The following is a 26,806-nucleotide window of genomic DNA, read 5'->3' on the forward strand; positions in this document are numbered from 1 at the left end:
TCTGACAGGCAAATACTGTTGTTCTTGTCAGGCTTTGAGCTGCTTAAACACCGCCTGCAGTGCTGCTCTGTCTTTGATGCCGGGGGCGCTTTCCACCCCTGAGTTAAAGTCCAGCCCGAAAAAGCCCTGGGTGGCAGCCAAGGCGGCGTTGTCCGGACTCAGGCCACCGGCAAGCATGGCACGCTCACGCTGGGCAAGCCCTTGCTGCCAATCGAAATGTTTGCCGGTACCACCAAAGCTGTCGCCGCTTTTACTGTCATAGAGATAGCGGTCGGCGCCTTCCGGCAAGGTCGGCAGCTCGCCGCCGTCGACATTGACCGGAACAGCCTTCCAGATCTCGGCCTGGTGCCCATTTTGCTCAAGCAGCTGCTTGAGCTTGGCAATATCTTCGCTTGATTCACTGCCATGAAGCTGCAGCGCGCTCAGTTTCAGCTCATTGGCCAGCTCGGCCATCTGAGTCGGTGATTCATTGACAAATACCCCCACCATCGCCAGTTTACGCGGCTGCTCGGCGTTATAACGGCACAGCTCGGCGGCGTGGGCACGGCTGACACAACGGGGGGACTTGGCGGCGAAGATAAGGCCGCCATAGACGGCGCCGGATTTTGCCGCATCCAGCAGATCCTGCTCCCGGGTCAGGCCACACACCTTGTTGTTGCCATAGATAAGGCGGCGACAGGCCAGATCCAAATCGGCCTCGGCCATCAGCGAGCTGCCCACCAAAAAGCCGTCGACCAGCGGGCTGAGGCGGCGTACATCCTCACGGCTGTAGATCCCGGATTCGCTGATGATCAGTGTCCCCTCGGGGATCTTGGGAGCTAAGTATTCTGTCATCGCCAGATCTGTACTCAGATCCCTGAGGTTGCGGTTGTTGATGCCAATAATCGGCGCGCCCAGAGCCAGCGCCCGCTTGAGCTCTTCCTCGTTGGAAACTTCGGTGAGGGTGTCGAGGGCATATTGTTCGGCTTCGCTCGCCAGCAATCTATACTGCTCATCGCTCAGTACCGACAGCATCAGCAAGATGGCATCGGCGCCCTGATGGGCCGCTAACTTAACCTGATAAGGCGAAACAAAAAAGTCTTTGCACAATACCGGCTGTTTGATTCTGGCCCGCACTTTGGGCAAATAGCGAAAGTCACCCTGAAAGAAGGCCTCGTCTGTCAGTACCGACACCGCGGAGGCGTAGCGGCTGTAAACATCGGCAATGGCAACCGGATCGAAGTCTTTGCGGATAAGCCCTTTGGAGGGGCTGGCCTTCTTGCATTCCAGAATAAAGCCGGCGCCTTTTGCACTGAGTGCCTGATACAGGCTGCGATCCGACGTCTTGGGCGTCAGGCTCTCTTCGGGAAAACGCAGCTTGAGGGCTTCAATATGCTGCTGCTTGGTGGCGACGATACGCTCAAGCACGTTACTCATGATATAGCTCCTGCCTTGCTGGGTTGTGGTGAGTTGGCGTCATTGTTTTCAGTCTGGGTTTGGTGGGCCTTGTCCGCCAGGGCGTTGAGTTTGGCGCAGGCGCGGCCATCATCCAGGGTGGCCAGTGCCAGTTGGGTGGCCTGCTTGAGATTATCAGCCTTGCCGGCGAGATAGAGCACGCAGGCGGCATTGATAGCCACGGCATGACGCTGGGCGGCGCTGCCTTTACCGGCGAACAGTGCTTGGGTAATAAGGGCGTTTTCTGCCGGGGTGCCGCCTTCCAGCTCGGCCAGCGTCGCTTGGGGCACGCCAAAGTCTGCCGGGCTGAGTCGATATTCCACTATCTCTTCACCCTTGAGTTCGGCCACCTGAGTTTCGCCGTGCAGCGCCACTTCATCCAGGCCGCTGCCGTGAACGACCATGGCGCCTTTGACGCCAAGGGCCCGCAACACCTCGGCGATGGGGCGAACCAAGCTCGGGCTGTAGACCCCAAGCAGCATATAGTCGGGGCGAGCCGGATTAATCAGCGGGCCGAGTACATTGAACAGGGTGCGGGTCTTGAGCGCCTGGCGTACAGGCACAGCGTGCCGCACTCCACCGTGATAATGGGGTGCAAACAGAAAACACAGGCCGTTGTCTGCAAGGTGTTTGGCGGCGCACTCGGGCGACATGGTCAAGTCTATGCCGAACTGTGCCAGCAGATCGGAAGAACCCGACTTACTGGATACTCCGCGGTTGCCATGTTTGGCAACATTGACCCCGGCTGCGGCGGCAACAAAGGCGGCCGTGGTAGAGATATTGATGGTGTTGTGGCCGTCACCGCCGGTGCCGACAATATCCACTACCCTTTGACATTGGTGCGGAAACGGCTTGGCGGCGGCCAGCAGGGCATCGGCGGCGCCGCTGATCTCGTCTATGGTTTCGCCCTTGAGCTTGAGCGCGATCAGCATGGCTGCCATCTGGCTTTCACTGAGCTTACCGTCGATAAGTTCGGCAAACAGGCTGGCGGCCTGGCTACGGCTCAAAGACTCGCCCCGGTACAGGCGGTCGAACAGAGGTTGCAGTTCAGTCATGGCAGGTTTCCTCGCGGCTCATGGTCAGGTATTGCAGTGTTTGCACCAGCAAGGTGCTGCCGAGGGTGGTGAGAATCGATTCGGGGTGGAACTGGAAGCCGACGGCGGCATCACAGCGATGGCTGATGGCCATAGGCATGCCTTCTGTAGTGGCAATCACCTCCAGGCAGTCGGGCACCTTGGTTGCCACCAGTGAATGATAGCGGGCCACAGGCAAGGGAGATGGCAGGTTGGCAAACAGGCCATCGCAGTTGTGCTCTACCGGGCTGGCCTTACCGTGTACCACTTGGGGGGCACGTTCAACCTTGCCGCCGTAATGTTCAACCAGGGCCTGGTGACCAAGGCAGATACCGAGAATCGGCAGTTTGCCGGCCAGCAGCGCAATAAGCTCCATCATGCAACCGGCTTCTCTGGGGGCGCCCGGGCCGGGAGACAAAATAAGCGCCGCCTGACCCGGCTCCGCCAGCATCCGCTCGGCGAGCAACTGGGCACTGACATTATTGCGGTACACCAGCACTTCAAAGCCCAGGCTGCGGAACTGATCCACCAGGTTGTAGGTGAAGGAGTCGAAGTTATCCAATAGATAGAGTTTCACAGGCCACCTCCCATCTTGATTGCACTGATCACTGCCTGCGCTTTTTGCGCGGTCTCGTCGGCCTCGGCCTGGGGATCTGAATCATAGACCACTCCGGCCCCGGCCTGGATGTGCGCCATGCCTTCGCTGACGAAGGCGGAGCGGATCACTATGCAAGTGTCCATATCGCCAAGGGCGTTGAGATAACCTACGGCTCCGCCATAGCTGCCGCGGCGTTGCTGCTCGGTTTCACGAATGAGTTGGGCGGCGCGCACCTTGGGGGCGCCCACCAGGGTGCCCATGTTCATGCAGGCCTGATAGGCGTGCAGGGCGTCGAGATCTTCCCTAAGCTGCCCGGTTACCCGGCTGACCAGATGCATCACATGGGAGTATCTGTCTACCTTCAGCAGCTCGGCCACTTTACGACTGCCACTCTGGCTGATGCGGGCGATATCGTTGCGGGCCAAGTCCACCAACATGATGTGCTCCGACAACTCTTTCTTATCTAGTCTCAGCTCCAGCTCTATGCGGCTGTCGAGATCGAAATCTATCTCGCCATCTGGGGTCTTGCCGCGTTTGCGGGTACCGGCGATGGGGTAAACCTCAACCTGATTGCCCTCGGCTTCATACTTGAGGGCGCTTTCCGGAGAGGCGCCAAACAGGGTGAAGTCGGCGCTGCGCAGGTAAAACATATAGGGGCTGGGGTTGGTCAGTCTCAGTGCCCGATAGGCGCCCAGAGTATTGGGGCAGGGCAGGCTGAAACTGCGTGATGGCACAACCTGAAAGATATCACCGGCGCAGATATGCTCCTTGAGGCGGCTCACCTGGCGGCAAAAATCGGCGTCGCTGATATTGACGCTGGCCTCGGCATGTACGCCGCTCAAAGGGGCGACATCTTCCAGCAGCTGGCAGTTGGTTTCTATGGCATCCAGTCTGGCGTCAAGTTCGGCCTGCACCTCGCTGTTGCCATTAAACTCCATCACCACGGCTTCGGCGCAGCCCTTTTGGTGATCTACCGTTATCAGGGTTTCAGCTAGATAAAACAGATAGTCGGGGCAGTGGTTGGCGCCCTGGCTTACGCTTGGCAGCGGCTCTGTGCTGGCTATAAGGTCGTACCCTAAAACGCCGCCCAGAAATCCGGTTTCAAACTGGCTCTCGTTTTCATCAACCAGACCCTGCTGCAGTAATCTCAGGCCATCGAGCGGCGAGCCTGCCTTGAGTCTGGCATCTTCATCCAGTTCGGCAGTGATGGGGCGCAGCAGGACCTTGAGACTCTGCTGCTCCAGGCTGACCTCACCGCGCGAGTTAAAGAAGTCGTGAATGGCGGGCAGCAGTCCGGCGCCGTTGTCTGTTAAAGCCTCGAAGCTTAAGGTCGACCCGTCACAGCGAATGGCCAGCGCCGCGTGGCTGAGGATAATGCTTTTCAGGTGATCCTTGCTGTCGATTTCAGCCGACTCCAGCAACATGCTGTGAGGCTTGTCCCGCGTCAGTTGCTGATACAGTTTCAGGGGATCGTCGTAATAGGGCAGTGACCGCGTCTGGCGGTGTACTCTGGCGATTGGCTCGATTCTGTTCATCTGTTCTTCCTGTTGTTCCGCTGTTTAGCCTGGCTGCGGAGTTTTCCTGACCGTTAAGCACAAAAAAGCCCGCAATCTCTTGCGGGCTTTTTGTTGAATTTAGCTGCGTTATTTTCAATCGTGCACAGCGCTTCACACTACCCGCGTTAAGGGAAGTGCCACCACCAGATGATGTTGAGTGAAGCGTTGAAGTGTGTCATTGAAAATTTGTCCTCTCGACGTTTGACCTATAGAAAAACCCAGCTGCCCGCCAATGTCAATTGAATATTTTTAATTTATGCAAATTTATGCCAATTTGCCGTCGCCCAGCGGAGATAAATCGCATTTTGCCAACAAAACCAAGTACAATAGCGCTATGATAACTGAAAATACTTTGGCCGATCTTCACAGCCATACTACAGCCTCAGATGGCCAACTGACACCGTCTTTGCTGCTCGAGCGCGCCCTGGAAAAGGGGGTTGAGCTGCTGGCGATTACCGATCATGACACAGTCGCCGGGCTGGATGAGGCCCATGCCTTCAATGCCGGGCAGAGCGCGCCTTTGACTTTGGTGGACGGGGTTGAGATCTCTACCCGTTGGCACGCCTATGATATTCATATCGTGGCGCTGGATATCGACCGCCACGACGAAAACCTGCTTGTCTTTCTCGAGCGTCAACGTGAGCTCAGGGAAGAGCGGGCTCGCGAAATAGGCGCAAGGCTTGAAAAGGCCGGTATTCCAGGGGCCTACGAAGGCGCCAGGGCGCTCGCCGGTGATGCGGCACTGAGCCGTGGCCATTACGCCCGTTTCCTGGCCGAGCAGGGGCACGCGCCGGACAGCGCCAGCGTGTTCAAGAAGTTTCTCGGCCGCGGCAAAACAGGCTATGTGCCCAACAACTGGGGCGAGATGGCGACGGCCATAGAGGTAATTCACAACGCAGGTGGCGTGGCCGTGTTGGCCCACCCCAGTGGCTATCAACTGTCGGCCAAGTGGCTCAAACGCCTGGTGCGCGAATTCAAGGCCGCCGGTGGTGATGCCATGGAGGTGGTGCTTGGGCAGCAAACCACAGACGACAGAAATAATTTAGGGGCGCTGGCCACTCTCAACGGCCTCTACGCCTCGGTGGGATCCGATTTCCACTTTCCCGGCCGCTGGCTGGAACTGGGCAAGAATCTGTATCGGCCCCAGGGATTGAACTGGGTCTGGCAATGCAAGCAATGGACAATAACTAAATGAGTCAATTTTTCTACGTACATGAGGTGAATCCTCAAACCCGTCTGATAAGCCAGGCGGTGAGCATTCTGAAAAGCGGCGGGGTCATAGTTTACCCCACAGATTCCGGCTATGCGCTGGGTTGTATGATTGGTGATAAAGACGCCATGAGCCGTATCGCCAGAATTCGCCAGATAGACAATGATCATAACTTTTCGCTGATGTGTCGCGACTTATCTGAGCTGTCGACCTATGCCAGAGTCGATAATCAGGCGTTTCGCATTCTGAAGAACAACACACCGGGTTGTTACACCTTCATCTTCAAGGCCACAAAAGAGGTGCCAAGAAGGCTGCAGAATGAAAAGAAACGCACCATAGGCATTCGGGTACCGAACAATGTTATCGCCCTGGCGCTGCTGGAAGCTCTGGGTGAACCCTTGATGTCCACCAGTCTTATTCTGCCCGGCAACGACTTTACCGAGTCGGATCCCGAGCATATCCGCGATATTCTCGAACATCAGGTAGATGCCATTCTCCACGGCGGTTACCTGGGCGAAAAGCCCACCACAGTGATAGACATGTCTGAAGGCGAAATGGTCATAGTCCGTGAAGGCAGTGGCGATATCAGCCCATTTCTTTAACCGCTCAATAAAGGTATAATCGCGCGTTTGGTCGGCCTATGCCGCCTTAAGGATGCTGCCAGAGGAGAGAAAACGGCTTGAGTGAAGGCGTTCAACAGAGTCTGCCGCTTGCCGTAGTGCGGGGTGAGGCGCTTAGAGAGCTGCCTGCCGATCTCTTTATTCCTCCCGAGGCGCTTGAGGTGTTTCTTGAGGCGTTTGAAGGGCCGCTCGACTTGCTACTTTACCTGATCCGCAAGCAAAAAATGGATGTGGTAGATCTGCCCATCCACAGGATCACCGCCCAGTATCTTGAATATATCGAGCTGCTGCAGGGCGCCAGGGTAGAGCTGGCGGCCGACTATCTGGTGATGGCGGCAACATTGGCGGAAATCAAGTCGCGTTTGCTGTTGCCAAGGCCGGAGCTGGAAGTCGAGGAAGAGGAAGACCCCAGAGCCGTGCTGATCCGCCAACTCAAGGCTTATGAAGCCATCAAAGAGGCCGCGGTGCGGCTGGATGAACTGCCAAGGCTCGAGCGGGATGTATTCCAGGCCAAAGCGGGCAAGGCGCCGGATATCAAGCCCTTGCTGGTGCCGCCGGATGTGTCTTTGGCCGAACTGGCCCGGGCCTTTGGCGAAGTGCTCAAGCGGGTGGAAGCCGGCACTTCTCACCAGGTGCAGCGCGAGCAGCTCTCTACCCGGGAGCGGATGAGCCAAATTCTGGCCATGCTCTCCAGTGAGCATTACACCCCTTTTGAAGCCCTGTTCAAGGTGGAAGAGGGGCGCGCCGGAGTGGTGGTCAGCTTTCTGGCGTTGATGGAATTGGTAAAGGAACTGCTGGTGGAACTGATCCAGGCTGAACCTTTATCGCGAATTTATCTCAAGGCGTACTGACGGGAGCCGACTTGGCGAAGATTAACGACCTTCAGCTGAAACAACTGATCGAGGCTAGCCTGTTTGTGCTGGCCAAGCCCATGACCTTGAAGGCGCTGAGAGAAACCGTGCTGGCCGATTTCAGTGTCTCCCGCGAGCGTATTCGCGCCGCGGTGGATGAATTGACCCTGGATTATCAGGAGCGCGGAGTACAACTGGTCAAGGTTGCCGGTGGTTATCGGTTTCAGACCCGCGACAGCCTTAGCCCCTTGCTGCAACCTCTGTGGCAGGAGCAGGCGCCCAAGTATTCCAGGGCAACATTGGAAACCCTGGCGGTTATCGCCTACCGTCAGCCTGTGACCCGCGGCGAAATTGAGCTGGTCAGAGGGGTGGCTGTCGGCAGCCAGATTATCAAGAATTTAACAGACAGACGCTGGATCCGCGTTGTGGGGCACAAAGAGGTGCCGGGAAGGCCTTCGTTATACGCCACCACTACAGAGTTTCTGGCTTACTTCGGTCTGGACAGCATAGCGGATCTGCCGCCTCTGTCTGACGCCGAATCATTAGAGGCGGTATTTTCGGGGATGAAAACACCGCTGGAACCCTTAGAAGAGTCAACTTGAATGAGCGAAAAATTGCAGAAAGTCTTGGCCCGTGCAGGCCATGGCTCCCGTCGTGAGATGGAGGCATGGATTGCTGCAGGTCGCGTGAGTATTGACGGAGAAATCGCCAAACTGGGTGATCGCATCGAAGCCGACGCCAAGGTACGTATCGATGGCCGTGCGGTATCGCTGAAATCTGCCGATGATGTGATCTGCCGGGTACTGGCCTACCACAAGCCGGAAGGGGAGATCTGCTCGCGCAAAGATCCCGAAGGCCGGCCCACAGTATTCGATCGTCTGCCCCGCACCCGCGACAGCCGCTGGGTCGCAGTGGGACGTTTGGATATCAACACCTCGGGTTTGCTGCTGTTCACCTCAGACGGTGAACTGGCCAACCGCCTGATGCACCCCTCCAATGAAGTGGAGCGTGAGTACGCCGTGCGTACCTTCGGTGAAGTGCCGGAAGCGGCGCTGCAGCGTCTGCGCAGCGGCGTTATGCTGGAAGATGGCCCGGCCCAGTTTGATCACATCAAGGCCGCCGGTGGCGAAGGCATCAACCAATGGTGGCACGTTACCCTGCGTGAAGGGCGTAACCGTGAAGTGCGTCGTCTGTGGGAATCCCAGGAAGTGCAGGTGAGCCGCCTTATTCGGGTGCGTTACGGCATGATAGAACTGCCCAAGAGCCTGCCTCGTGGTGGCTGGGTCGAACTGCCGCTGGAGCAGGTTAACTACCTGCGCCAATTGGCGGGCATGGATCCGGAAACCCGCTCCATGCTGGGCGCCGACAAACACAGCGTGGCCCGCAACAAGGTGCGCAGTGCCAAGGTGCGCCGCGCCGTGCGTAAACACAAGACGGCGGCGGGTAAGCCCAAGCCAACCCGGCAGCGCAGCTGATACGGCTAAGGCTTTCGGCAGTGTGTTAAAGCTTGTCTATAGCCTGTCTAATCCCATCTAAAGATGTGATTCCAATGCAATGAAAGGTCGCCGCGGCGGCCTTTTTTGTTGCTGTTTTTCTAAGCTTTTTGCCACTGTTTCTCGCTGCTTTTTTTGCATAGTTTTTGTCGTCGTTTTTGCCATAGCTTTTTACCAAAGTTTTTTGCCATCACTTTTTACCGTAAAAAGTCCACTTACCTTGGCGCAGTTAAGTCATGGTATAAGATAAAGGAACAGCAACTCAGGGAGCCAAGGCATGCAGCTGATCTCACACACAAAAATTTGGGACCAAGGCGAACACAACGCCTTTTGCGATCTATGCCGCTGGCAGGGGGCGCTCTACTGTGTCTTTCGGGAGGGCCAAGCCCATGTGTCTGATGACGGTGCGCTGAGAGTGCTTAAATCCAGCGACGATGGCCAAAGCTGGCAAGCCGAGGCGCTTATTCAAAGTGCGCTTGGCGATCTGCGCGACGGCAAACTGCTCGCCCATGCTGGCCGTTTATGGCTTTTTGGCGCAGCCTCCAAACATGGCAAGGCGCCGCTGCAGTCCTTGATGTGGCACTCGCTGGATGGCATCAACTGGTCGGCCCCCGAAAAAGTTGTCGACACTGGATACTGGCTCTGGCGGGTGACCGAGGCCGAAGATGGCCTCTATGGCGTGGGCTATCGCCCCGGCGCCGATGGTGATGTCAGGCTCTATCGTAGTGAGCGCTTGCAAGCATCACAAACTGGTAAACTGCAATTTACGCCCTGGGTCGCCCCCTTGCAAAATGACGGTTATGTCAACGAATCATCACTGTTGTTTCGAGTGTTTCGGGGCGGCGAGCAGAGTCGCTCTAATCAAACCTCTTCAAACACAGAAGCGCTTTGCCTGCTAAGGCGCGATCCTGTGTGGGACGCACAAGAAACCGGGCTGCTCGGCAAAGCCCTGGCACCTTTCAAAACTTGGCAATGGCAGCAGCTCAGTTGCCGTATCGGTGGCCCGGTAGCCTTTTTCTATAACGACCGCCTGCTGGCCGTGGTGCGCCTCTATGATAATAAGGTGCGCACCTCGCTGGTGGAAATCGATAGCGCCACAGCCAAGGTCACCGAGCTCTTAACCTTGCCATCCGGCGGAGATACCAGCTACGCCGGTATCGAGCTGGACGGCGATGAACTCAAGCTGGTGTACTACTCAAGCCATGAGGGCAAAACCGCCATCTATTTCGCCCGTATCGGGCTCAAAGGCTAAAGTTCCAGGCCATAATACCAGTGTGCTCGACACCAGCCAGCGCGGCCGAATCAGGCCCAATAACAGGGAAAGTTATTCAAGCCTTAAAAGTCAGTCAATTCTGTTGCAAAAATCAGCCAAATCAGGGTTTTGTGGCCTTTGTCAAAAACTTGACCTTTGGCTAATTGTTTTAACATTCAGTACTGGGTATTGTATAACTAATTCAACCGCTTAGCTTTAGCACTTCCTTAAACTCAAAGTCGGCGGCAGTGGTATTTTTCCGTTTTCAGCGGAATTCAGGAATGAGCAGAGTTTGGACTTGTGCGGTAGGTGTGGGGTTGCGCGGTTCGCTGTAAGGGATATTTGGGGTAAATTCTATTATATCTAGCTAATACAAAAAGATAGCGATGTGCGTTTACACTCATCCGAGGACCAATACGTGCGTGCGCACGATACAGCAGTTAGATGCAAAAGAAGGGAGTTCCATAGATGGGATTTTATATTCGCAAAGCAATTAGCGTCGGACCCTTCAGGTTCAATTTATCGAAATCCGGCGTTGGCGTATCAGCTGGAGTCAAAGGGTTACGTTTTGGAACTGGGCCTCGGGGCAACTACGTCCATATGGGAAGCGGAGGTTTGTATTACAGAAAAACTTTGCCCTCTGGTTCCACTGGGAGAAATCAAACTCCAAATAGCCCTGAATTGCAGCAAGGTAACACCGAGATTGAGCATGAACCATTAAGAGAAATAGAGAGCGCGCATATCACACAGATGGTTGACTCATCATCGGCTGATCTTGTCGCTGAAATGAATGCCAATAGAAAGAAGGTAAGAATCTGGCCGTTTATCGCAGTGCTTGGCGCTATTTTAACCTTCATTGCCTTTAAGAGTTCAGAAACTTCAACTCTTGCACTTGTTATAGCAGTCGTTTCAATCGCGCTCACTGTTTTTGCATCGGTCAAGGATAGTTTAAGAAAAACAACGGTTTTATTCTTTGAACTTGAACCCGAAATAGAAGCACTTTATCAGAAACTGCATGATGCTTTCGAGCAGCTTTCATCATCGTCGAGCAAATGGCATGTAGAGGCGGAGGGAGCTGTCAAAGACAGAAAACGTAATGCTGGTGCAACGAGTGTAATCAAACGAACCTCAATATCACTGGGTATAGGGAATCCACCGTATGTAAAAACCAATGTATCAATTCCATTTATACCGGTTGGTAAGCAAACCTTATATTTCTTTCCTGATAAGGTGCTTATTTTTGAGCCAAATGGTGTTGGAGCCGTGAGTTATCCGAATCTTCGAATATCGGTGGAAAGCACACGGTTCATTGAAGATGGAAGTGTACCTAGAGATGCAAAGGTTGTTGATAGAACTTGGAAGTATGTTAATAAACGAGGCGGTCCAGATAAACGCTTCAAAGATAATTGTGAATTGCCAATAGCCCTATACGAAGACTTGAACTTCACAAGTGATACAGGGTTAAATGAACGAATTGAGATATCAAGGGTTGGTCATGGGGATGGCTTTTCAAGTGCTATCGCCATGTTGGCAAAAAGTATCTAACATGGGCTCCAAGGGACGCTTAGAAGCTTTCTTAGAAGCTTTATAGGACAGCCATATCTTTTTGATGTTTCGCCCAGGAGCTTTATTGGAGAAATACAGGACAGCCATATCTTTTTGATGTTTCGCCCAGGCTTGACTAGGCTTTGAAATACCCATCAAAGCTCAGTCGAGGTTGGTTATGACCACTGCCCGTCGCCAGTTGATAGATGCTGAAAGTACGCCCTTTTATCACGTGATTAACCGTTGCGTGAGAAGGGCATTTTTGTGTGGTGAAGATGCACTGTCGGGGCGCAGTTACGAGCATAGACGTGGCTGGATTGTGGATAAAATCAGGCAGTTGTCGTCAATATTCTGCATCGACGTTTGCGCTTATGCGGTCATGAGTAATCACTACCATTTGGTGCTCAAAATCGACCTTGCTAGGCAAAAAGCGTTGTCGCCATTTGAAGTCATTGAACGTTGGACATTGCTCTTTAGCGGCAATCCTGTGGCGGCAAAGTTCCTCAAGGGCGATAGTCTCTCAGAAGGTGAGCGAATATTGTTGGATACGCTGATTGGTGATTGGCAGGAACGCCTTGGCAGTATCAGTTGGTTTATGCGCTGTTTAAACGAAGATATCGCCCGCAAGGCCAATCGAGAAGATGGTTGCAAGGGCGTATTCTGGGAAGGGCGCTTTAAGTCGCAGGCGCTGCTCGATGAACAGGCGCTGCTGGCCTGCATGATGTATGTGGATTTAAATCCCATTCGCGCCGGTATTGCAGATTCACTGCAAACTTCTGATTACACATCCATTCAGGAGCGCATAGAAGAAGTTGCTGAGCCTGCATCTGCCAACGCTTCAGTTAAGCCTCTGCTGCAATTTGATGGTGCAGCAACTGCCGCCGAACAAGTCGGGATTCCGTTTCACTTTGCCGACTATCTGGAGCTGATTGATTGGACAGGCCGGGCGGTGCGGGAAGACAAGCGTGGCTTTATTGNCGATTCGCTGCAAACTTCTGATTACACATCCATTCAGGAGCGCATAGAGGAAGTTGCTGAGCCAGCAACTGCCAACGCTTCACTTAAGCCGCTGCTGCAATTTGATGGTGCAGCCACTGCCGCCGAACAAAGCGGCGAAATACAGGACAGCCATATCTTTTTGATGTTTCGCCCAGCTTTGACTAGGCTTTGAAATACCCATCAAAGCTCAGTCGAGGTTGGTTATGACCACAGCCCGTCGCCAGTTGATAGATGCTGAAAGTACGCCCTTTTACCACGTGATTAACCGTTGCGTGAGAAGGGCATTTTTGTGTGGTGAAGACGAACTGTCGGGGCGCAGTTACGAGCATAGACGTGGCTGGATAGTGGATAAAATCCGGCAGTTGTCGTCAATATTCTGCATCGATGTTTGCGCTTATGCGGTCATGAGTAATCACTACCATTTGGTGCTCAAAATCGACCTTGCTGCACAACAAGCGTTGTCGCCATTTGAAGTCATTGAGCGTTGGACAGAGCTCTTTAGTGGCAATCCTGTGGCGGCAAAGTTCCTCAAGGGCGATAGTCTCTCAGAAGGTGAGCGAATACTGTTGGATACGCTGATTAGCGATTGGCAGGAACGCCTTGGCAGTATCAGTTGGTTTATGCGCTGTTTAAACGAAGATATCGCCCGCAAGGCCAATCGAGAAGATGGTTGCAAGGGCGTATTCTGGGAAGGGCGCTTTAAGTCGCAGGCGCTGCTCGATGAACAGGCGCTGCTGGCCTGCATGATGTACGTGGATTTAAATCCCATTCGCGCCGGTATTGCAGATTCACTGCAAACTTCTGATTACACATCCATTCAGGAGCGCATAGAAGAAGTTGCTGAGCCTGCATCTGCCAACGCTTCAGTTAAGCCTCTGCTGCAATTTGATGGTGCAGCAACTGCCGCCGAACAAGTCGGGATTCCGTTTCACTTTGCCGACTATCTGGAGCTGATTGATTGGACAGGCCGGGCGGTGCGGGAAGACAAGCGTGGCTTTATTGCCTGTTCCAGGCCAAAACTACTGCTTGAGCTTGGTATCAGTGACGATGCCTGGATAACTTCCGCCAAGGAGTTTCGCCGTCAGTACAGTGGCATGAGTGGCCGATGGGATACAATGTGTGCCATGAAGGCCAAATATGGCGGTAAATGGTGCCGGGGTAAGCAACAAAGCCAAGCAATACATCCCCATTAACCTTAACCCCTTGGTGATTTTGCAGAAACAGGCTTAAGCCTGCCTTTGGCATGCCTGACAACCGCAGTTTTTGTATGAAGCATGCAAATTACTCATCTCGGAGAGTCTCATTTCCAAAAATACGTCGTTATTTATCAGAGACTGACACTCTGCAGTGAGCTTTTCCTTTTCCTTATAGCTCAGAAAGTGTTTAGGATGTCCTATATATCTTATAGCTCAGAAAGTGTTTAGGATGTCCTATATATCTTCATGGGCAAAGTGATGGAGGCCTTGGTGTGTGGGCTAGTCGACATACACCAGAAAAAGGCGCTGCATATCAAATTGAAGTCACGGGTGCTCCACGGCATACAGAGTATGTTGTAAAGACGGATTTAATGAAAAGCGGTGAAATCAAATTTGATGGATTCAACCCTGAACGTGGAGTTTTAATTGATGCTAAGGATTTTAATAAATGGCCCAAAGATGAGGCTTGGTCGCTTGATGTTGTTTTGCGAGATGCGAGAAAGCAGTCAGCTGTAGCATCACAGGTGAAAACGAAAGTCGAGTGGCATATACCTAATCAAGAAAAGTTTGATCTTGTAAGTCAGTTGTTAAGAGAGAATAAAGTTAAACATATTAAACCAATTTATACGCCTAAGGGTGGTCAATAATGATTAGAGCAAAAGAATACATGGGATTCTATTGGCAAGACAGGCAACAGTGCCTAGATGAATACTTATCTTTCATCATTGATTTACTCATAGGTATTGAGGCAGCGGTAGAACGCCCGTGCTCATTTGAAATACTCTCAAAGGGACTAAAACTAGATGTGATGCCAGATGATTTTCTCGAACAAAAGAGTAAAATTATTAGTTTAGTGCTTGACCCTGATGTCGCATATACAGAAGTTGTTCAAGAAGATTCGACCGTTTCCCTATTGTCCCCTTTGGGGTTCACATCGCAGTGGAAAGTTAAATTGGACTGTGGGCCAGTTTTTTTTATTATAGTGAGTTCGGGAGCATATGGTACTGCTAGCCCGGGAAATTCTGTTGTATGTAAACTAGATTCTCCTGTTGAAAGTAGAGTTAATGAATTGCAGTTTTTTAGGCAAGTTTGGAGGTTTTTAGTTACACAATGTAATCCAGAATTTGCAGTGTTCACGTCTCATGATTTGGCTTGCAAAATAGATCCTGATATGGAGTTTGACAATAGTGTCGGTTGGATTTCATACGTGAGTTCTACAGTCAACAGCCAGTCTATACCTAGTGATGTCATAATTAGTAATCTAGCTAATGGTTGTCAGTTGGAGGTAATTGAACGCTTAATTGGTGTTAATGATTCTGAAGTCGTTAATCTATTGAGAAATACTCAGAACGCATTGGTTAATGCAGGAATTATTTCTGTTGAAGATGATTTCTAGCTAGTTTATCTAACTAAAAGGTGTCTAGGAAAGAAATCAGTGGCAATTCATTGTTTTATCATGGGTGACTTGATTTTTTATAAACTTGGATGACGTAAAGTTATTTAAATCTGATAAGCCAGATTGTTATGTCGAGTTCAATCGAGAGGATGTATTAGCTTAGCTGCTTGATAGTAGAGTTCACAAGTTGATCTGCTTGCCTAGTCGTTTCTGGTAAACGATATTTAGGTGAAAGTTTCAGAATCCAATCACAAGCAGTTGATAATGAAATGCGGTGACCAATTGAAACGTAGATAGGATTGATCCTGGTCTGAGTTCTCAACACATTACCAATTACTTCATTGTGGTCAATAAGAGGTGCAATAGCCCCTCTTATTGGACTTAAATCTTGATGTTCGCCGAGTAATCGTGTTTTACCACAGCCAATGGTGGGGATATCAAAAATAACGCCAAGATGACAAGCCAAGCCAAAACGACGGGGATGTGCATAACCTTGTCCGTCACACACGACCAAATCCGGTGAGTGCTGAAGTTTTGCGAATGCTTGAATTAATGGTGGTAGTTCTCGGAAGGAAAACAGTCCTGGAATATATGGAAATTGAACCTTGTCTTCTGCGGTTGCTGTTTCAACAATCTCTAAACTATTGGCATCGAGAACAACAACAGCAGCTACTAAGTTGTCGTTATCTTTTTTATAGGCAACGTCAACACCAGCGATCAGTTTGATTTCATTAAACTGATCTGTCTTTACGACTTTGGCTGCCAGCTCTTTTTGTAAAGCCAGAGCTTCTACTTCGCTAATATTCCAGTCATGCTTGATAATAAGATCCATTATTGATTTCCCTATCCGCGCTACAGCAGGCGATTGTACCCGATAGCCAGATATTTTCATTATAACTTTGGCTTTCGGATACCAGTAGGCCCGTTTTGCTAACGTCATCATCCGGCACAGGGATCCCCCCGCTTTTCCAGCACCTTGGCGCAAACATTGTCCTAATGCTGTTTAAAATGCGCCACAGCGGCTACAGATATGGCAAAATAGCGCCATTGCTTATCAACTAGACTCAGAAGATGAACAGGATCAAGAAACGCTTTGTGGCCGGTGCCAAATGCCCCAAATGTCAGGCTCAGGACAGCATAGTGCTGTTCAAGGAGAACGGCATAGAAACGGTCGAGTGTGTCGAGTGTGATTACCGCGAGCAGCAGACCGATGACAAGGTCAGTGACAAGGCGACCGGTGAAGTGATAGGCCTGTTCAAACCTGAATAATATTCTTTAAAACCCGCAGCGGATCCCGCTTTCTTTACCGGCCCTTCAATTGCCAAGGGTGGGGCTTTCCATTAATTTAAGGGTTTTGCTGTATTGAGGCGGTTTGCCCGCCTGTTGCCGCGAGTGCCGGTGCCTCTGGCCTTTTGGCGCTTGCTGTCTGCATAAGGATTTATATGCCAAGCTTGATTCGAATAGTGCTGATCGACACCCATCTGCCGGGCGTGGTGGAGCTGAAGCTCGATGGACATACCAATATCTGTGGTACCAACGCCTCGGGCAAGACCACGTTGCAGCGTCTGGTGCCTGTATTTTACGGTGAATACCCCAGCCGGGTCGTGCCTTCGACCCGTGACAGCTTCGAGCGCTGGTATCTGCCAAGAGAATCCAGCTATATCATTTACGAATACCAAAAGAGTGATGGCTTGCTGTATCAGGCGGTGCTGGCCTCGGCCGGCGACGGCAAAGGGGTCAACTATCGCTTTATCGCCAAGGGATTTGAACTGGAAGACTATATCAAGTCCCAAAACGGCGACACTATTTTATGCCATACCATGGCCGAACTGGGCCGCGAGATGAAACGCGCCGGAGTGAACCATACCAAGCTTTTGAATACCCGAGAGTTTCGCGCCATCATCCAGAATGACCGCACCTTGCTCAACACAGGCACCAGCCGCACCGAGCTGCGCAGCTATGCCCGTTTGTTCTCTCTGTGCGAGGCCGACCATTCACTGCGCCATATCGAAAAACTGGCCAAGGCGGTGCATTCCAAAGAAGGCAAAATGGAAACGGTCAAGTCGATGATCGCCGCCATTTTGGAAGAGGATGGCGTTAACCCGCCGGCATCAAGGCTCAATCCACAACGAGTCGAGGCCTGGATCCGCGAGAGCCAGCTGATCGCTGGGTTCGAGCAGATCCGTCCCGAATTTGACAAGCTGGAGCAGGAGTTCAACGAGCTGCTGTCGGCCGAACTGCGTCTTGGCAGCCTGGCCAAGGGCTATCGCAATGACGAAGTGCTGGAGGCCCAGCGTCAGGAGCAAAATCAGACCCTGTCGCGGGAGCTGAACTTCCGTCTCAAAGCATTGGATGATGAGTGGAAAGAGCAGCGCGACGAGCTTAACCAGGAGCTGTCTGCCGCCAAGGGCGATGTCGCCAAGCTGGAATATGAACTCGACGCCATCGAAAACCAGCATGCGGCGTTTCTCGATGCCGATATCGAACAGGCCAAGGCCAATCTGGAACAGCTGCCGCTGTGGCGCAGCGACCTTGAGAACCTCAGCGAAAGACACAAGCTGCAGACAGAGAAGCACCAGGACATAGAAGCCGCCTATAACGCCCGCCGCAGCAAGATTGGCGAACAGCTCAATAAGGAGCTGGAAAAGCTGCAGCAGGAGCTGGATAAGCAACGCGAGGCCCGCGACAAGCAGCGTGAAGTGGCCCGAGAAGACTTGGCGCGCCTCGATGCCGAATTCCGTGAGCAGCAGGAAAACGGCAAGGCCAAATTCCAGGAGCAGGAGTACCAGCTCAAGCTCAATGCGGCCGAGCTCAAGCTGCAGGTCGACAGCGTGACTTATACCGAGGAGGAGAAGCTCAGCCTGGCGGTGTTCGACGAGCGTATCGACCGTGCCGATGCCGAGCAGGAGGCCGCCAACGCCAAGGTAGAGCGGCTGATGAGCGAAGAGCGCAAGCAGCGCTCTCTCAGGGATCAGGCCAGCGAATCTCTCAGAATTGCCGCGCTCAGAGTCACGGAGCGCCAGGGCGAGCTGGACGATCTCAAACACATGCTGTTCCCCCAGTCTCATACCTTACTGGAGTTCCTGCGAAAAGAAGTGCCGGGTTGGGAGCAGCACCTGGGTAAGGTGGTACATCCCGACTTGCTGCACCGCACCGACTTGCACCCCAATGTCGGCGCCGAAAGCGACAGCCTTTTCGGGATCTCATTGGATCTCAAGGCGCTGGAGATCCCCGAATACGCCAGTTCAGAGCCTGAGCTGAGGGCCAAGCTGGCCAAGGCGGAAGACGCGCTGCAAAACGCCTATGGGCTGCAGGAAGAAACGGAAGAGCGACTGGTGCAGGCCAACGAAGCGCTGGATAAACTGAGCCGTGAGCTGACCTTTGCCCGCACGGCATACAAGAATTTGCGTGACGATTTGCGGCGTCTGTTCGAGGAGCGCCGCACTGTGCAGGAGCAGATTAACAAGGCGTTGGCTGAGCGTAAGGCGCAGGCCGGTAAACGCCTGACGCTGCTGGATCAGGAGATGAAACAGCTGCGCAACCAGCACCTGGAATGGCTGGAGGAACTCAAAGAGCAGGCACTGGATGCCAGAATGGAAAAGAACGCCTACTGGCAGGAAGTGGTCGGCGCGCTGGAGCAGCATCTGGAGCAGCTCAAAGAGAGCATCAATCAGCGCCGCAGTCGTGCCAAAGAGGAGCAAAAAGCCTGCGAGCAGTGGTACAAGAACGAGCTCAAGTCCCGTGGGGTGGATGAAGACAAAATTCTCGCCCTCAAGCGGGAAATCCGTGAGCTGGAAGGTGCTATTGCCGCTGCCGAGCAGCGTCGCAGTGAAGTGCTGCGCTATGACGACTGGTATCAGCATACCTGGCTGGTGCGTAAACCCAAGTTGGTGACCGACCTGGGCGAAGTCAAGCGCGCCGCTTCCGAGTTGGATCAGCAATTGAAGACCAAGGCCAACGAAGTCAAACATGCCCGCCAGCAACTGGAGCTACAAAGGCGCCAGTCCGATGCCGCGCAGGTAGAGGCCTCGGAAAACCTCACCAAGTTGCGCGCCTTGCTGCGTAAGCTGGCCGAGCTGAAATTGCCGCGTAACGATGAAGAGCCTCAGGGCAGCCTAGGTGAACGTCTGCGTCAGGGCGAGGAGCTGTTGCTCAAACGCGAGCATCTGCTGGGTTCGGTCAGGCAGTATGTGGATCATTTCGATCAGGTGATTGCCAGCAAGTCAGGCTCCAGCCTATCCGAGTTCTGGGAAAAGGCCCGTGAGGAGTCCAGCTCAATCAATGACAAGGGCATTCGCCTGCTGGATTACCGCAAGTTGGTGCCGCATCTGGCCCAACTGCTCAATGTGATGGTGCCGCAGTCGATTACCGCGCTGCGTGAACAGGGCCGGATCTTCGGTGTCGACCTGACCGCCTTCTACGATGTATTGGCCGATATCGACCGCCGTATTGCCTCCCAGAGCGCCCGTATTACCCGCGAAGTCGGGGAGGAGCTGTTCCTCGACGGCGTCTCTGAATCTGCGGTCAGGATCCGCTCGCGGATCAGCGAACTGGAGTTCTGGCCTGAGCTGGAGCTGTTCGTCAAGGCGTTCCGTGCCTGGAAGGCCGAAGGCTTCACCGGTCTGCCGGATGAGCACTATACCAACAGCATGCGCCGGGCACTGGATATCATAGGCCGCTCGGCCCTGACCGGCGGCATCGCCAAGTTGCTGGAGATTGAGCTGCGCCTCAAGGAGGGCAACTCGGATCTGGTGATCCGCACCGACCGTCAGCTCAACGAGTCATCCAGTCATGGTATGGCTTATCTGATCCTCTGTAAGTTCCTGCTGGCCTTTACCCGCTTGCTGCGGGGCAAGGCGGATGTCACTGTGCACTGGCCGATTGATGAGCTGGGCACCTTGCACCACGCTAACGTGAAGAAGATCTTCGATGCCTGTGAAAACAACAATATCAGCGTGTTGGGTGCTTTCCCCAACCCTGAGTCCGAGGTACTGAATTTGTTTGCCAACCGCTACATCATCAACAAGCAGACCAAGCGGCTGCAGGTGGTTAAACCCAAGGTCGATCCCATAGCGCAAAAGCTCTCTGAGCGCTTGGCCAAGGAGGCGGTGTAATGAGCGAACTGCAAAGCACTATCGTCGGCTCAGGCGCCCTGATTGAGCGCCTGCTCAAGGGTGAATTTATCTGCCGCACCACGGATGAGGAAGGCTGGCGCTCACTCAAGAGCCCGGCCACCCGTGACAGAGTCGAGGCCTATCTCAACCAAATCAACCGCACTGTGGCCCAGGCCGCCGAGGGCGAAGTCTTTTTCTGTGGTTATCTGCAGTTGGGGGAGGACGAGCGTAAAGTGATTTCGGCGCAGTTTCGCGATATCTGCCAGGCGTTGATCCCCATGGTGGAATGGTTGGTGTTGGTGCAGGAAGCCAGCGGCCAGGACGCGCCCCTGACCGAAGGCGCGGCGGTGCGGCTTACCGAATTGCAGAGCCGCATTGAGGATACGCCGGCGTTTCGCGAGCAACTGGCCAAGCTGAGCCAGTATCGCTTGTTCGGCTCCAGCTCAAGCAGTGTCGATGGCCAGATCAAACTGGTTTTCAAGCGCTTGCAGGAGCTGGGTTATCTGGTGCGGCCGAATCCGGAAAAACAGATCTATATCGCCACCGGCAAGCTGGATTACCTCTACGAAGTGATCCGTTTTATCGATGAAACCGAGGGCCTCAGTCTGGAGGCTCAGGCTGAAACCGCCACCCAGAGGGATCTGATATGAGCAGCAACCTGCATCAGGCCGGGGTCAAGCTGCTGAGGTTGCTTGGGCGTAACGCCGAACTGGTGATGGACGCCTATCTTTCCGGTAGCTTGGATGAGACCCAGCAGGAACCCGCGCTGCTGAAGAAGCTTACCGACAACGGCATTCTCTGGCGTCCCGAGCCGGACGAACCGCTCAGGTTGTCGCGTAATGTCAGGGCCCTGCTGGAAGAGGGCCTCAAGGATGAGCGTAACCGCCAGATCAACGCCAACGTCGGTTCGGCTCTGGCCACCATCAAGACCTTGGCCAATCACTACCGTGAGGCGCGCGCCAGTGTGGATTACAGCGCCGCCGAAGCCTATCTGGCGGACTTGACCGAACACGTATTCAGCTTCACCGAGAGCCTGCGTTACTCCATTCGTGTGCTCTGGGGCCGGATCAATAACGAGTTCGGTTATGTGGGTTCAATTAACGCCAAGATCCGTGAAAACGAGCTGGCCCAGAGCCAGGTATCGGAACTGCTTAACGGCCTGGAGCTGTTTGAGTTTACCGAGCTTGGCGAAATTGCCGGTGATATCCGTGAGCTGCGCCGCCTGCTGGTGACCATGCTGCAGGACACTCTCAGTGATTGCACCCAGGAGCTGAGCGTGGTGCAGGGGCGTCTGCTGGAATTGCTGGGACGCTTCAGGCAGATCCGCGGTCGTACCCGTTTGCTTAAAGGCTGGTTGCTGTATACAGATTTGCACCCCGACTATCAGGTGGCCGACCATGTGGCGCACAAGCAGGTGCCCGTGCTGTTCAATCATGCCGAGCCCTTGCTGGCACCGGCATCTGTGGATGTGAACAACAGCGGTCAGGAACTGCAACTGATGGAGATGGTAGCTCGTATCAAGGCTATCAGTCGTGACCATCTGCCCAAGAGATTGCAGGAGCACGATGTGCCGGTTGCGGTTAGTCCTCAGGAAGACTTTGATATGCCGGATAACCCGCTCAAAGAGGCGGTGGATGAGTACTTCTGCGCCGTCATTGACTCGGGCCGCAACACTTCGGCGCTGGAATATCTGCAGCAGCAACAGCTGTCCTGGGATCCGGAAAGCTGGCTCTATCAGGTGATAGGCGGTTTTGAGGGGCTCAGTGAAGAGCACAAACGCTTCTTTGCCCTGGAACCTTTGGGTGAGCCTCATCCGCTTTATTCGGGGAACTTCATTATCCGCGATGTGGAAGTGGGGTTGAGATAGACCAGGCTGGCGATAATGTGAGCAAACACCGTTTTTCCCATCAGCAGTCGCAACTTTACATTTGTAAAACTTCAAACGAGACAAAATGACCAATATGGTTGTTTTGTCTCGAAAACTTGTTAACTATTCTCTCGATTCCCCCCCTTCCATGACTCGGCCAGTTCAGGACTGTGAGCTGCGACTTTGTTGCGGTGCCAAGGGGCGACACCTATAATGCCTCGTCCGATTGACGGGGCACTTTTGTATCTTATTTGTTGTTCATGCGTAAGGAATAGAATAATGCAGAGACGCGATTTTTTAAAAACGGCGGCTATTTTGTCGACAGCCGGTATCACCAGCCCTGTGATGGCGGCCGCATCGAAGACCAAGGCCGTTGAGCATTATTCCGCCGATGGCCGCAGACACTTCACCCTGACTCAAGATTACCAACTGATCGCACCCGAGGGCTCAGAGGGCGTGGTCAAGTTGTGGATCCCGCTGGTGGAAGACACTCAGTTTCAGCAAGTTCGTAAGCTGAACTTCAAAGGCAATTTCCAGGATGCCTATATCACTGCCGCTAACAGCTATGGCGCCAAGACACTGTTTGCCACCTGGCCTGATGCCAAAGGCAAGATGGAACTGCAGTTGGTGATGGAGCTGGAAACCCTCGACTGGGAACCGCTGAAAAACGGTGAACTCGAACATTATCGCGCCCCTGAAACCATCCAGTACCCGGTGGATGTGGAGCACTATCTGCTGCCCACCAAGCATATGCCCATTGATGGCATAGTGAAGCAGACGGCAGACAAGATTGTTGGCAAGGAAACCGATCCGCTGAAAAAAGCCAGCCTCATCTACAACTGGGTCAGCGCCAATATGTTCCGCGACAACGACGTTATCGGCTGCGGCACGGGTGATGTGGCCACTATTCTCGAGAGCGGCAAACTGGGTGGCAAGTGTACTGATATCAACTCGGTATTTGTGGCCTTGGCTCGCGCCGCTGGCATACCTGCCCGGGAGATGTTCGGGATCCGGGTCGGACAGGCTATTAAGATGGGCAAATACTCCAAGAAAGCCTTCGGCAGCAGTGATGCCAATGGCCTGGCCAAGGTCAGTGGTGGTCAGCACTGCCGCGCCATGTTCTATCTGGCGGGTTACGGTTGGTTGCCGGCCGACCCTGCGGATGTGACCAAGATGCGTTTGACCGAGAACAAGCAACACCAGGATCCCGATGTGCAGGCGGTCAACGACTATCTGTTCGGTAACTGGGAGATGAACTGGGTTGGTTTCAACTTCGGTCGTGACTTTGATCTGGCGCCCATGGCCGAACAGACGCCGCTGAACAACTTTGGCTATCCTTATGCCGAAGTGGATGGTGACCCTGTGAATTACTATGATCCTAAAGTTTTCGCCTATGATTTCCAGTCAACAGAACAGCTCTAAGGGGTTTTTGGCGACACTGGCGGCTGCAGTTGTTGCCGCGGTCGCCTCCAGTCTGTGCTGTATTGGGCCGCTGATCTATCTGGTGTTTGGGGTATCGGCGGCCTCGCTGTCGGGTGTTGAACAGTTGGGCTGGCTGCAAGTGCCCATGCTGGCACTGTCGACGCTGTTGATCCTGCTGGGCTTTTGGCGTTTGTATTTTTCCAAAAAGCCTCTGTGCACCGCAACCATGAGCCGTACCAGTATGTTACTGCTTTATTGGCTGGCGGTGCCTGTGGTCTTGGCGTTTCAGCTTTACCCTTTTGTATTACCTTGGCTGTTAGAGGTGTTTGAATGAGAAGCTTGTTACTGGTTTTACTGCTGCTGTGCACGCCGTTTGCCTGGGCGGGCAATCTGGTGGTCACCCTGGATGTTAAAGGCATGACCTGCCCTTTGTGTGTCACGGTAATCAACAAGGCGCTGCGCAAGACAGAGGGCGTGATTAAGGCCAAGTCCTCGCTCAAGACCCAGCAGGCCAGAGTGATAGTGCCTGAAGGCTTTGATATGGATGCGCTGATAAAGGCGGTGGATGAAACCGGCTATAAGGGCAGTATCAATAAGATAGAGCCAGAGGCCTAAGGACTAAGAATTAAGCTCTAAGACCCGGTTCATTCAATAGGTTCAGCTTGCGCCAAAAGCAAAAGCTCTGTCCAAAAAAGCGTGCTCTAAGCACGCTTTTTTGATGGGTTCAGGCCTTGAGCAATTCCCGGCACAGTTTGACGAAGTCTGAAGAGGTGACTATGCCCTGCACCTTGTTGTGCTCGTCCACAACCGGCAGACAGCCATGTTTGTTGGCGATAAAATAATCCACCACTTGAGTCAGCGGCGCATCGGCCATGAGGGGTTCAAAGTCGGTTTCAATCAGATCGGCTATCAGGGTACCGCGTTCCTTTCGTTCCAATGCTCCCTGACCGTAGCGGGTCAGCAGATTGACTACTGTGGCAATCATCTTCTTATGGGTGAGTATTCCTACCAGAGTGCCGCTGGTTTCTGAGATCACCGGCAGATGGCGCACGCCGCGGGAATGCATCAGTTGGTGGGCGTCCTTGACGCTGGCGCCGTCACTGATACACACCACTTGGGTACTCATGATGTCTTTGACTTTCATTGTCTTGTTCCTTTATCTGGCCCCTCTATGGGGTAATTCACTGTCCTGTAAGGCATTTTGCCCCCTGTTATCAGTATCTGCAAGTTAAGGGACTTAAAGCGGACGCCATTTTGTTTAACTGACTGAATTCGTTTGAACACCAACAAGTGTTTACCGTATTGTCACAATTGTGTAATAGTTTGACTTCACAATCTGGACATCCGACCTCATACCAGCATGATGAAGCGTTTTTAAAGGAATAATAACAATGACCCGCAACTTCTCCCGTCGTGACTTTCTTGCCCTCTCAGCCAAAGGTGTTGGCGCCGCGGTACTTTCATATGGCCTGATGGGCTGCTCCAGTGACAATGATGACAATACTGTCGCCGCCGATTTTCTTCATGGTGTCGCCAGCGGTGATCCCACTCAGGATGCCGTGATTATCTGGACCCGGGTTACACCGCAAACGGCGGGGGATGTCAGAGTATCCTGGCAGGTGTCCCGTGATGGTGCCTTCAGCGACTTGGTGACCACAGGTGAAATGGTGACCAATGCCGAGCGTGACTACACGGTTAAAGTCGATGCCATGAGGCTGGAGAGCGGCAGCCGCTACTTCTATCGTTTTATGACGGGTGATAAGACATCCACAGTCGGTATGACCAAGACCCTGCCCGAGGGCGCGGTCGATTCGGTCAAACTGGCGGTGATGTCCTGCGCCAATTTCCCGGCCGGTTACTTCAATGTCTATGAATTGGCGGCGCAGCGGGACGATCTCGACGCCATGCTGCACTTGGGCGACTATATCTATGAATATGGCCGTGGTGGTTATGCCAGTGAACATGCCGCCGAGCTGGGCCGTGAGGTGTTGCCGGCGGGAGAGCTGCTGTCCTTGAGCGATTACCGTAGCCGCTATGGCCAGTATCGCGGCGATGCCAGTTTGCAGAAGCTGCACGCCAAGCTGCCGTTTATTACCGTCTGGGACGATCACGAAGTGGCCAACGACACCTGGAAGGATGGCGCCGAAAACCATAACCAAGGGGAAGGGGACTTCGACGCCCGTAAACAGGCGGCATTGCAGGCCTACTTCGAATGGTTGCCTATCCGCCCATGGCGCGAGGGCAATCATGAAGAGATCTACCGCAGTTTCAGCTTCGGCGATCTGCTGGATCTGCATATGCTGGATACCCGGGTGTTGGCCCGTGACAAACAGTTGGACTATGGCAACTATCTGGATCCGGCTACCGGCGCTTTCAACGATAAGCAGTTTCTCGCCGACGTGACCGATACTCAGCGTACGCTTCTCGGCCAAACCCAACTGCTGTGGCTGCAGGGGAAACTGTTGCAATCCAGCGCCAAGTGGCAGCTTTTGGGGCAGCAGATTCTGATGGGGCGGATGATGTTGCCGGCGGCGATAGCCACTCAGCAGCTGTCTATTCCGCAGTTTGCCGAGTTGGCGGCATTGGCCCAGCTGGCGGCTCGTGCTCAGGCTGGCGATCCGACTCTGACCCAAGCGGAGCTGACCTATCTGGCTGCCAACCAGGCCAAACTGACGCCGGAAGTGCTGGCACTGTTGCAACTGCCGTCAATCCCTTACAACCTGGATGCCTGGGATGGCTATGCCTATGAGCGTGAAGTCGTGCTGGCCACTGCCCGGGCCTCGGGTAAAAACCTGGTGGTGATTGCCGGTGATACTCACAATGCCTGGGCCAATGATCTCAAGGACAAAGATGGCAACATGGTTGGGGTTGAGTTTGCCACCAGCTCGGTTTCTTCTCCTGGGCTTGAGTACTACCTCAACCTGCCACCAGAGCAGATCCCGGCGACAGAGGCGGCCGTTGTAGGGCTGGTGGATGACCTTAAATACGCCAACCTGTTGAACCGGGGTTATATGACGCTGACCTTCAGCAGCGAAGAGGTGGTCAGCGAGTGGTTCTACGTGGATAGCATTCTGAGCAAAGATTTCACTGAAGCAGAGGAGCGCCGTGCCATTGCCCGCTCTTTGGATGGAAAGCCGGGGATCTTGCTTGGCTGACTATTGCTTCAAGTGTCGATAAGCT

General features: G+C 53.5%; 24 protein-coding genes and 1 pseudogene. 19 read left to right on the forward strand and 6 right to left on the reverse strand.

Translation table 11 applies throughout. From position 1 onward, the window contains the following. Window positions 1-27: 27 nt before the first annotated feature. From trpCF to CBE72_RS04225, 4 genes are read right to left on the reverse strand one after another with little or no spacing between them, the layout of a single operon-like run. Complete coding sequence (trpCF, locus tag CBE72_RS04210) at window positions 28-1,416, reverse strand: bifunctional indole-3-glycerol-phosphate synthase TrpC/phosphoribosylanthranilate isomerase TrpF (RefSeq protein WP_100142449.1); 1,389 nt, start codon at window positions 1,414-1,416, stop codon at window positions 28-30. Beyond that, entirely contained in the window at window positions 1,413-2,489 is a 1,077-nt protein-coding gene (gene trpD, locus CBE72_RS04215) for an anthranilate phosphoribosyltransferase (protein ID WP_100142450.1), read from the reverse strand. Before trpD ends, trpCF begins: the two co-directional genes overlap by 4 nt. Continuing rightward, on the reverse strand, window positions 2,482-3,084 hold the full coding sequence (locus CBE72_RS04220; protein WP_025010670.1) for an aminodeoxychorismate/anthranilate synthase component II: 603 nt from the start codon (window positions 3,082-3,084) through the stop codon (window positions 2,482-2,484). Before CBE72_RS04220 ends, trpD begins: the two co-directional genes overlap by 8 nt. Further along, window positions 3,081-4,640, reverse strand: coding sequence for an anthranilate synthase component 1 (locus CBE72_RS04225; protein WP_100142451.1), 1,560 nt, complete (start codon window positions 4,638-4,640; stop codon window positions 3,081-3,083). Before CBE72_RS04225 ends, CBE72_RS04220 begins: the two co-directional genes overlap by 4 nt. Window positions 4,641-4,995: 355 nt before the next feature. Between CBE72_RS04225 and rnm the strand changes: the two genes are divergently transcribed. From rnm to CBE72_RS04280, 11 genes and pseudogenes are all read left to right on the forward strand, one after another. Then, window positions 4,996-5,856 carry an RNase RNM gene (gene rnm / locus CBE72_RS04230; RefSeq protein ID WP_028780247.1) on the forward strand — a complete coding sequence of 287 codons (861 nt, stop codon included), beginning with the start codon at window positions 4,996-4,998 and terminating at the stop codon, window positions 5,854-5,856. Continuing rightward, window positions 5,853-6,473 (forward strand): L-threonylcarbamoyladenylate synthase, encoded by a 621-nt coding sequence (locus tag CBE72_RS04235; RefSeq protein ID WP_025010668.1) that lies wholly within the window; start codon window positions 5,853-5,855, stop codon window positions 6,471-6,473. Before rnm ends, CBE72_RS04235 begins: the two co-directional genes overlap by 4 nt. 77 nt (window positions 6,474-6,550) lie before the next feature. After that, window positions 6,551-7,342 (forward strand): segregation and condensation protein A, encoded by a 792-nt coding sequence (locus tag CBE72_RS04240; RefSeq protein WP_100142452.1) that lies wholly within the window; start codon window positions 6,551-6,553, stop codon window positions 7,340-7,342. A gap of 11 nt (window positions 7,343-7,353) precedes the next feature. Further along, a complete protein-coding gene (gene scpB / locus CBE72_RS04245) occupies window positions 7,354-7,944 on the forward strand; it encodes an SMC-Scp complex subunit ScpB (RefSeq protein WP_100142453.1) in 591 nt (196 codons plus the stop codon). Next, window positions 7,945-8,817, forward strand: coding sequence for a 23S rRNA pseudouridine(2605) synthase RluB (rluB, locus tag CBE72_RS04250; RefSeq protein ID WP_025010665.1), 873 nt, complete (start codon window positions 7,945-7,947; stop codon window positions 8,815-8,817). A 295-nt stretch (window positions 8,818-9,112) separates the two neighbouring features. Next, the gene (locus CBE72_RS04255; RefSeq protein ID WP_100142454.1) at window positions 9,113-10,087 is read left to right on the forward strand and encodes a sialidase family protein; all 975 of its coding nucleotides are present in this window, start codon (window positions 9,113-9,115) and stop codon (window positions 10,085-10,087) included. Between the two features lie 468 nt (window positions 10,088-10,555). Continuing rightward, complete coding sequence (locus CBE72_RS04260; protein ID WP_100142455.1) at window positions 10,556-11,632, forward strand: DUF4236 domain-containing protein; 1,077 nt, start codon at window positions 10,556-10,558, stop codon at window positions 11,630-11,632. Between the two features lie 178 nt (window positions 11,633-11,810). After that, window positions 11,811-12,608, forward strand: a pseudogene (locus CBE72_RS04265) (transposase); the annotation flags it as partial. A 226-nt stretch (window positions 12,609-12,834) separates the two neighbouring features. Further along, entirely contained in the window at window positions 12,835-13,824 is a 990-nt protein-coding gene (locus CBE72_RS04270) for a transposase (RefSeq protein WP_100142456.1), read from the forward strand. A 275-nt stretch (window positions 13,825-14,099) separates the two neighbouring features. Further along, window positions 14,100-14,474 (forward strand): Tox-REase-5 domain-containing protein, encoded by a 375-nt coding sequence (locus CBE72_RS04275; protein WP_157929032.1) that lies wholly within the window; start codon window positions 14,100-14,102, stop codon window positions 14,472-14,474. Beyond that, window positions 14,474-15,223, forward strand: a complete 750-nt coding sequence (locus CBE72_RS04280; protein ID WP_100142458.1) for an Imm52 family immunity protein — start codon at window positions 14,474-14,476, stop codon at window positions 15,221-15,223. Before CBE72_RS04275 ends, CBE72_RS04280 begins: the two co-directional genes overlap by 1 nt. A gap of 154 nt (window positions 15,224-15,377) precedes the next feature. Here CBE72_RS04280 and nfi read toward each other — a convergent pair whose 3' ends face one another. Next, the gene (gene nfi, locus CBE72_RS04285; RefSeq protein WP_100142637.1) at window positions 15,378-16,055 is read right to left on the reverse strand and encodes a deoxyribonuclease V; all 678 of its coding nucleotides are present in this window, start codon (window positions 16,053-16,055) and stop codon (window positions 15,378-15,380) included. Window positions 16,056-16,294: 239 nt separating this feature from the next. On the opposite strand from nfi, the gene CBE72_RS04290 reads away from it, so the two are divergent. The 7 genes from CBE72_RS04290 (at window position 16,295) to CBE72_RS04320 (ending at window position 24,241) form a co-directional block, all read left to right on the forward strand. Then, the gene (locus CBE72_RS04290) at window positions 16,295-16,492 is read left to right on the forward strand and encodes a YheV family putative zinc ribbon protein (protein WP_039034984.1); all 198 of its coding nucleotides are present in this window, start codon (window positions 16,295-16,297) and stop codon (window positions 16,490-16,492) included. Window positions 16,493-16,665: 173 nt separating this feature from the next. After that, window positions 16,666-20,337 carry an ATP-binding protein gene (locus CBE72_RS04295; protein ID WP_100142459.1) on the forward strand — a complete coding sequence of 1,224 codons (3,672 nt, stop codon included), beginning with the start codon at window positions 16,666-16,668 and terminating at the stop codon, window positions 20,335-20,337. After that, window positions 20,337-20,987, forward strand: coding sequence for a hypothetical protein (locus CBE72_RS04300; RefSeq protein ID WP_025011291.1), 651 nt, complete (start codon window positions 20,337-20,339; stop codon window positions 20,985-20,987). Before CBE72_RS04295 ends, CBE72_RS04300 begins: the two co-directional genes overlap by 1 nt. Beyond that, on the forward strand, window positions 20,984-22,204 hold the full coding sequence (locus CBE72_RS04305; protein WP_071476737.1) for a phosphoenolpyruvate carboxylase: 1,221 nt from the start codon (window positions 20,984-20,986) through the stop codon (window positions 22,202-22,204). The genes CBE72_RS04300 and CBE72_RS04305 overlap by 4 nt, the downstream gene beginning before the upstream one ends. Before the next feature lie 279 nt (window positions 22,205-22,483). Beyond that, a complete protein-coding gene (locus CBE72_RS04310; RefSeq protein ID WP_100142460.1) occupies window positions 22,484-23,626 on the forward strand; it encodes a transglutaminase-like domain-containing protein in 1,143 nt (380 codons plus the stop codon). A 16-nt stretch (window positions 23,627-23,642) separates the two neighbouring features. Then, on the forward strand, window positions 23,643-23,960 hold the full coding sequence (locus tag CBE72_RS04315; protein WP_039034985.1) for a membrane protein: 318 nt from the start codon (window positions 23,643-23,645) through the stop codon (window positions 23,958-23,960). Continuing rightward, on the forward strand, window positions 23,957-24,241 hold the full coding sequence (locus CBE72_RS04320; protein WP_025011288.1) for a heavy-metal-associated domain-containing protein: 285 nt from the start codon (window positions 23,957-23,959) through the stop codon (window positions 24,239-24,241). Before CBE72_RS04315 ends, CBE72_RS04320 begins: the two co-directional genes overlap by 4 nt. A 109-nt stretch (window positions 24,242-24,350) precedes the next feature. Here the strand turns inward: CBE72_RS04320 and CBE72_RS04325 are convergent, their stop codons facing one another. After that, entirely contained in the window at window positions 24,351-24,770 is a 420-nt protein-coding gene (locus CBE72_RS04325) for a CBS domain-containing protein (RefSeq protein ID WP_100142461.1), read from the reverse strand. Between the two features lie 247 nt (window positions 24,771-25,017). Here CBE72_RS04325 and CBE72_RS04330 point away from each other — a divergent pair, with 247 nt between their 5' ends. Next, on the forward strand, window positions 25,018-26,781 hold the full coding sequence (locus tag CBE72_RS04330) for an alkaline phosphatase D family protein (protein ID WP_100142462.1): 1,764 nt from the start codon (window positions 25,018-25,020) through the stop codon (window positions 26,779-26,781). Window positions 26,782-26,806 lie beyond the last annotated feature (25 nt).

Origin of the sequence: Shewanella carassii (assembly GCF_002777975.1) — a bacterium.
GTDB lineage: Bacteria > Pseudomonadota > Gammaproteobacteria > Enterobacterales > Shewanellaceae > Shewanella > Shewanella carassii.

What these genes read in the sequence shown, in the direction of transcription:
- CBE72_RS04295 (WP_100142459.1), top strand. Translation starts at nt 16,666, where the DNA reads ATGCCAAGCTTGATTCGAATAGTGCTGATCGACACCCATCTGCCGGGC.
- rluB (WP_025010665.1), top strand. Translation starts at nt 7,945, where the DNA reads ATGAGCGAAAAATTGCAGAAAGTCTTGGCCCGTGCAGGCCATGGCTCC.
- CBE72_RS04300 (WP_025011291.1), top strand. Translation starts at nt 20,337, where the DNA reads ATGAGCGAACTGCAAAGCACTATCGTCGGCTCAGGCGCCCTGATTGAG.
- CBE72_RS04225 (WP_100142451.1), bottom strand. Translation starts at nt 4,640, where the DNA reads ATGAACAGAATCGAGCCAATCGCCAGAGTACACCGCCAGACGCGGTCA.
- CBE72_RS04320 (WP_025011288.1), top strand. Translation starts at nt 23,957, where the DNA reads ATGAGAAGCTTGTTACTGGTTTTACTGCTGCTGTGCACGCCGTTTGCC.
- CBE72_RS04310 (WP_100142460.1), top strand. Translation starts at nt 22,484, where the DNA reads ATGCAGAGACGCGATTTTTTAAAAACGGCGGCTATTTTGTCGACAGCC.
- CBE72_RS04330 (WP_100142462.1), top strand. Translation starts at nt 25,018, where the DNA reads ATGACCCGCAACTTCTCCCGTCGTGACTTTCTTGCCCTCTCAGCCAAA.
- CBE72_RS04255 (WP_100142454.1), top strand. Translation starts at nt 9,113, where the DNA reads ATGCAGCTGATCTCACACACAAAAATTTGGGACCAAGGCGAACACAAC.
- CBE72_RS04290 (WP_039034984.1), top strand. Translation starts at nt 16,295, where the DNA reads ATGAACAGGATCAAGAAACGCTTTGTGGCCGGTGCCAAATGCCCCAAA.
- nfi (WP_100142637.1), bottom strand. Translation starts at nt 16,055, where the DNA reads ATGGATCTTATTATCAAGCATGACTGGAATATTAGCGAAGTAGAAGCT.
- CBE72_RS04280 (WP_100142458.1), top strand. Translation starts at nt 14,474, where the DNA reads ATGATTAGAGCAAAAGAATACATGGGATTCTATTGGCAAGACAGGCAA.
- CBE72_RS04235 (WP_025010668.1), top strand. Translation starts at nt 5,853, where the DNA reads ATGAGTCAATTTTTCTACGTACATGAGGTGAATCCTCAAACCCGTCTG.
- trpD (WP_100142450.1), bottom strand. Translation starts at nt 2,489, where the DNA reads ATGACTGAACTGCAACCTCTGTTCGACCGCCTGTACCGGGGCGAGTCT.
- CBE72_RS04325 (WP_100142461.1), bottom strand. Translation starts at nt 24,770, where the DNA reads ATGAAAGTCAAAGACATCATGAGTACCCAAGTGGTGTGTATCAGTGAC.
- trpCF (WP_100142449.1), bottom strand. Translation starts at nt 1,416, where the DNA reads ATGAGTAACGTGCTTGAGCGTATCGTCGCCACCAAGCAGCAGCATATT.
- CBE72_RS04260 (WP_100142455.1), top strand. Translation starts at nt 10,556, where the DNA reads ATGGGATTTTATATTCGCAAAGCAATTAGCGTCGGACCCTTCAGGTTC.
- rnm (WP_028780247.1), top strand. Translation starts at nt 4,996, where the DNA reads ATGATAACTGAAAATACTTTGGCCGATCTTCACAGCCATACTACAGCC.
- CBE72_RS04305 (WP_071476737.1), top strand. Translation starts at nt 20,984, where the DNA reads ATGAGCAGCAACCTGCATCAGGCCGGGGTCAAGCTGCTGAGGTTGCTT.
- CBE72_RS04270 (WP_100142456.1), top strand. Translation starts at nt 12,835, where the DNA reads ATGACCACAGCCCGTCGCCAGTTGATAGATGCTGAAAGTACGCCCTTT.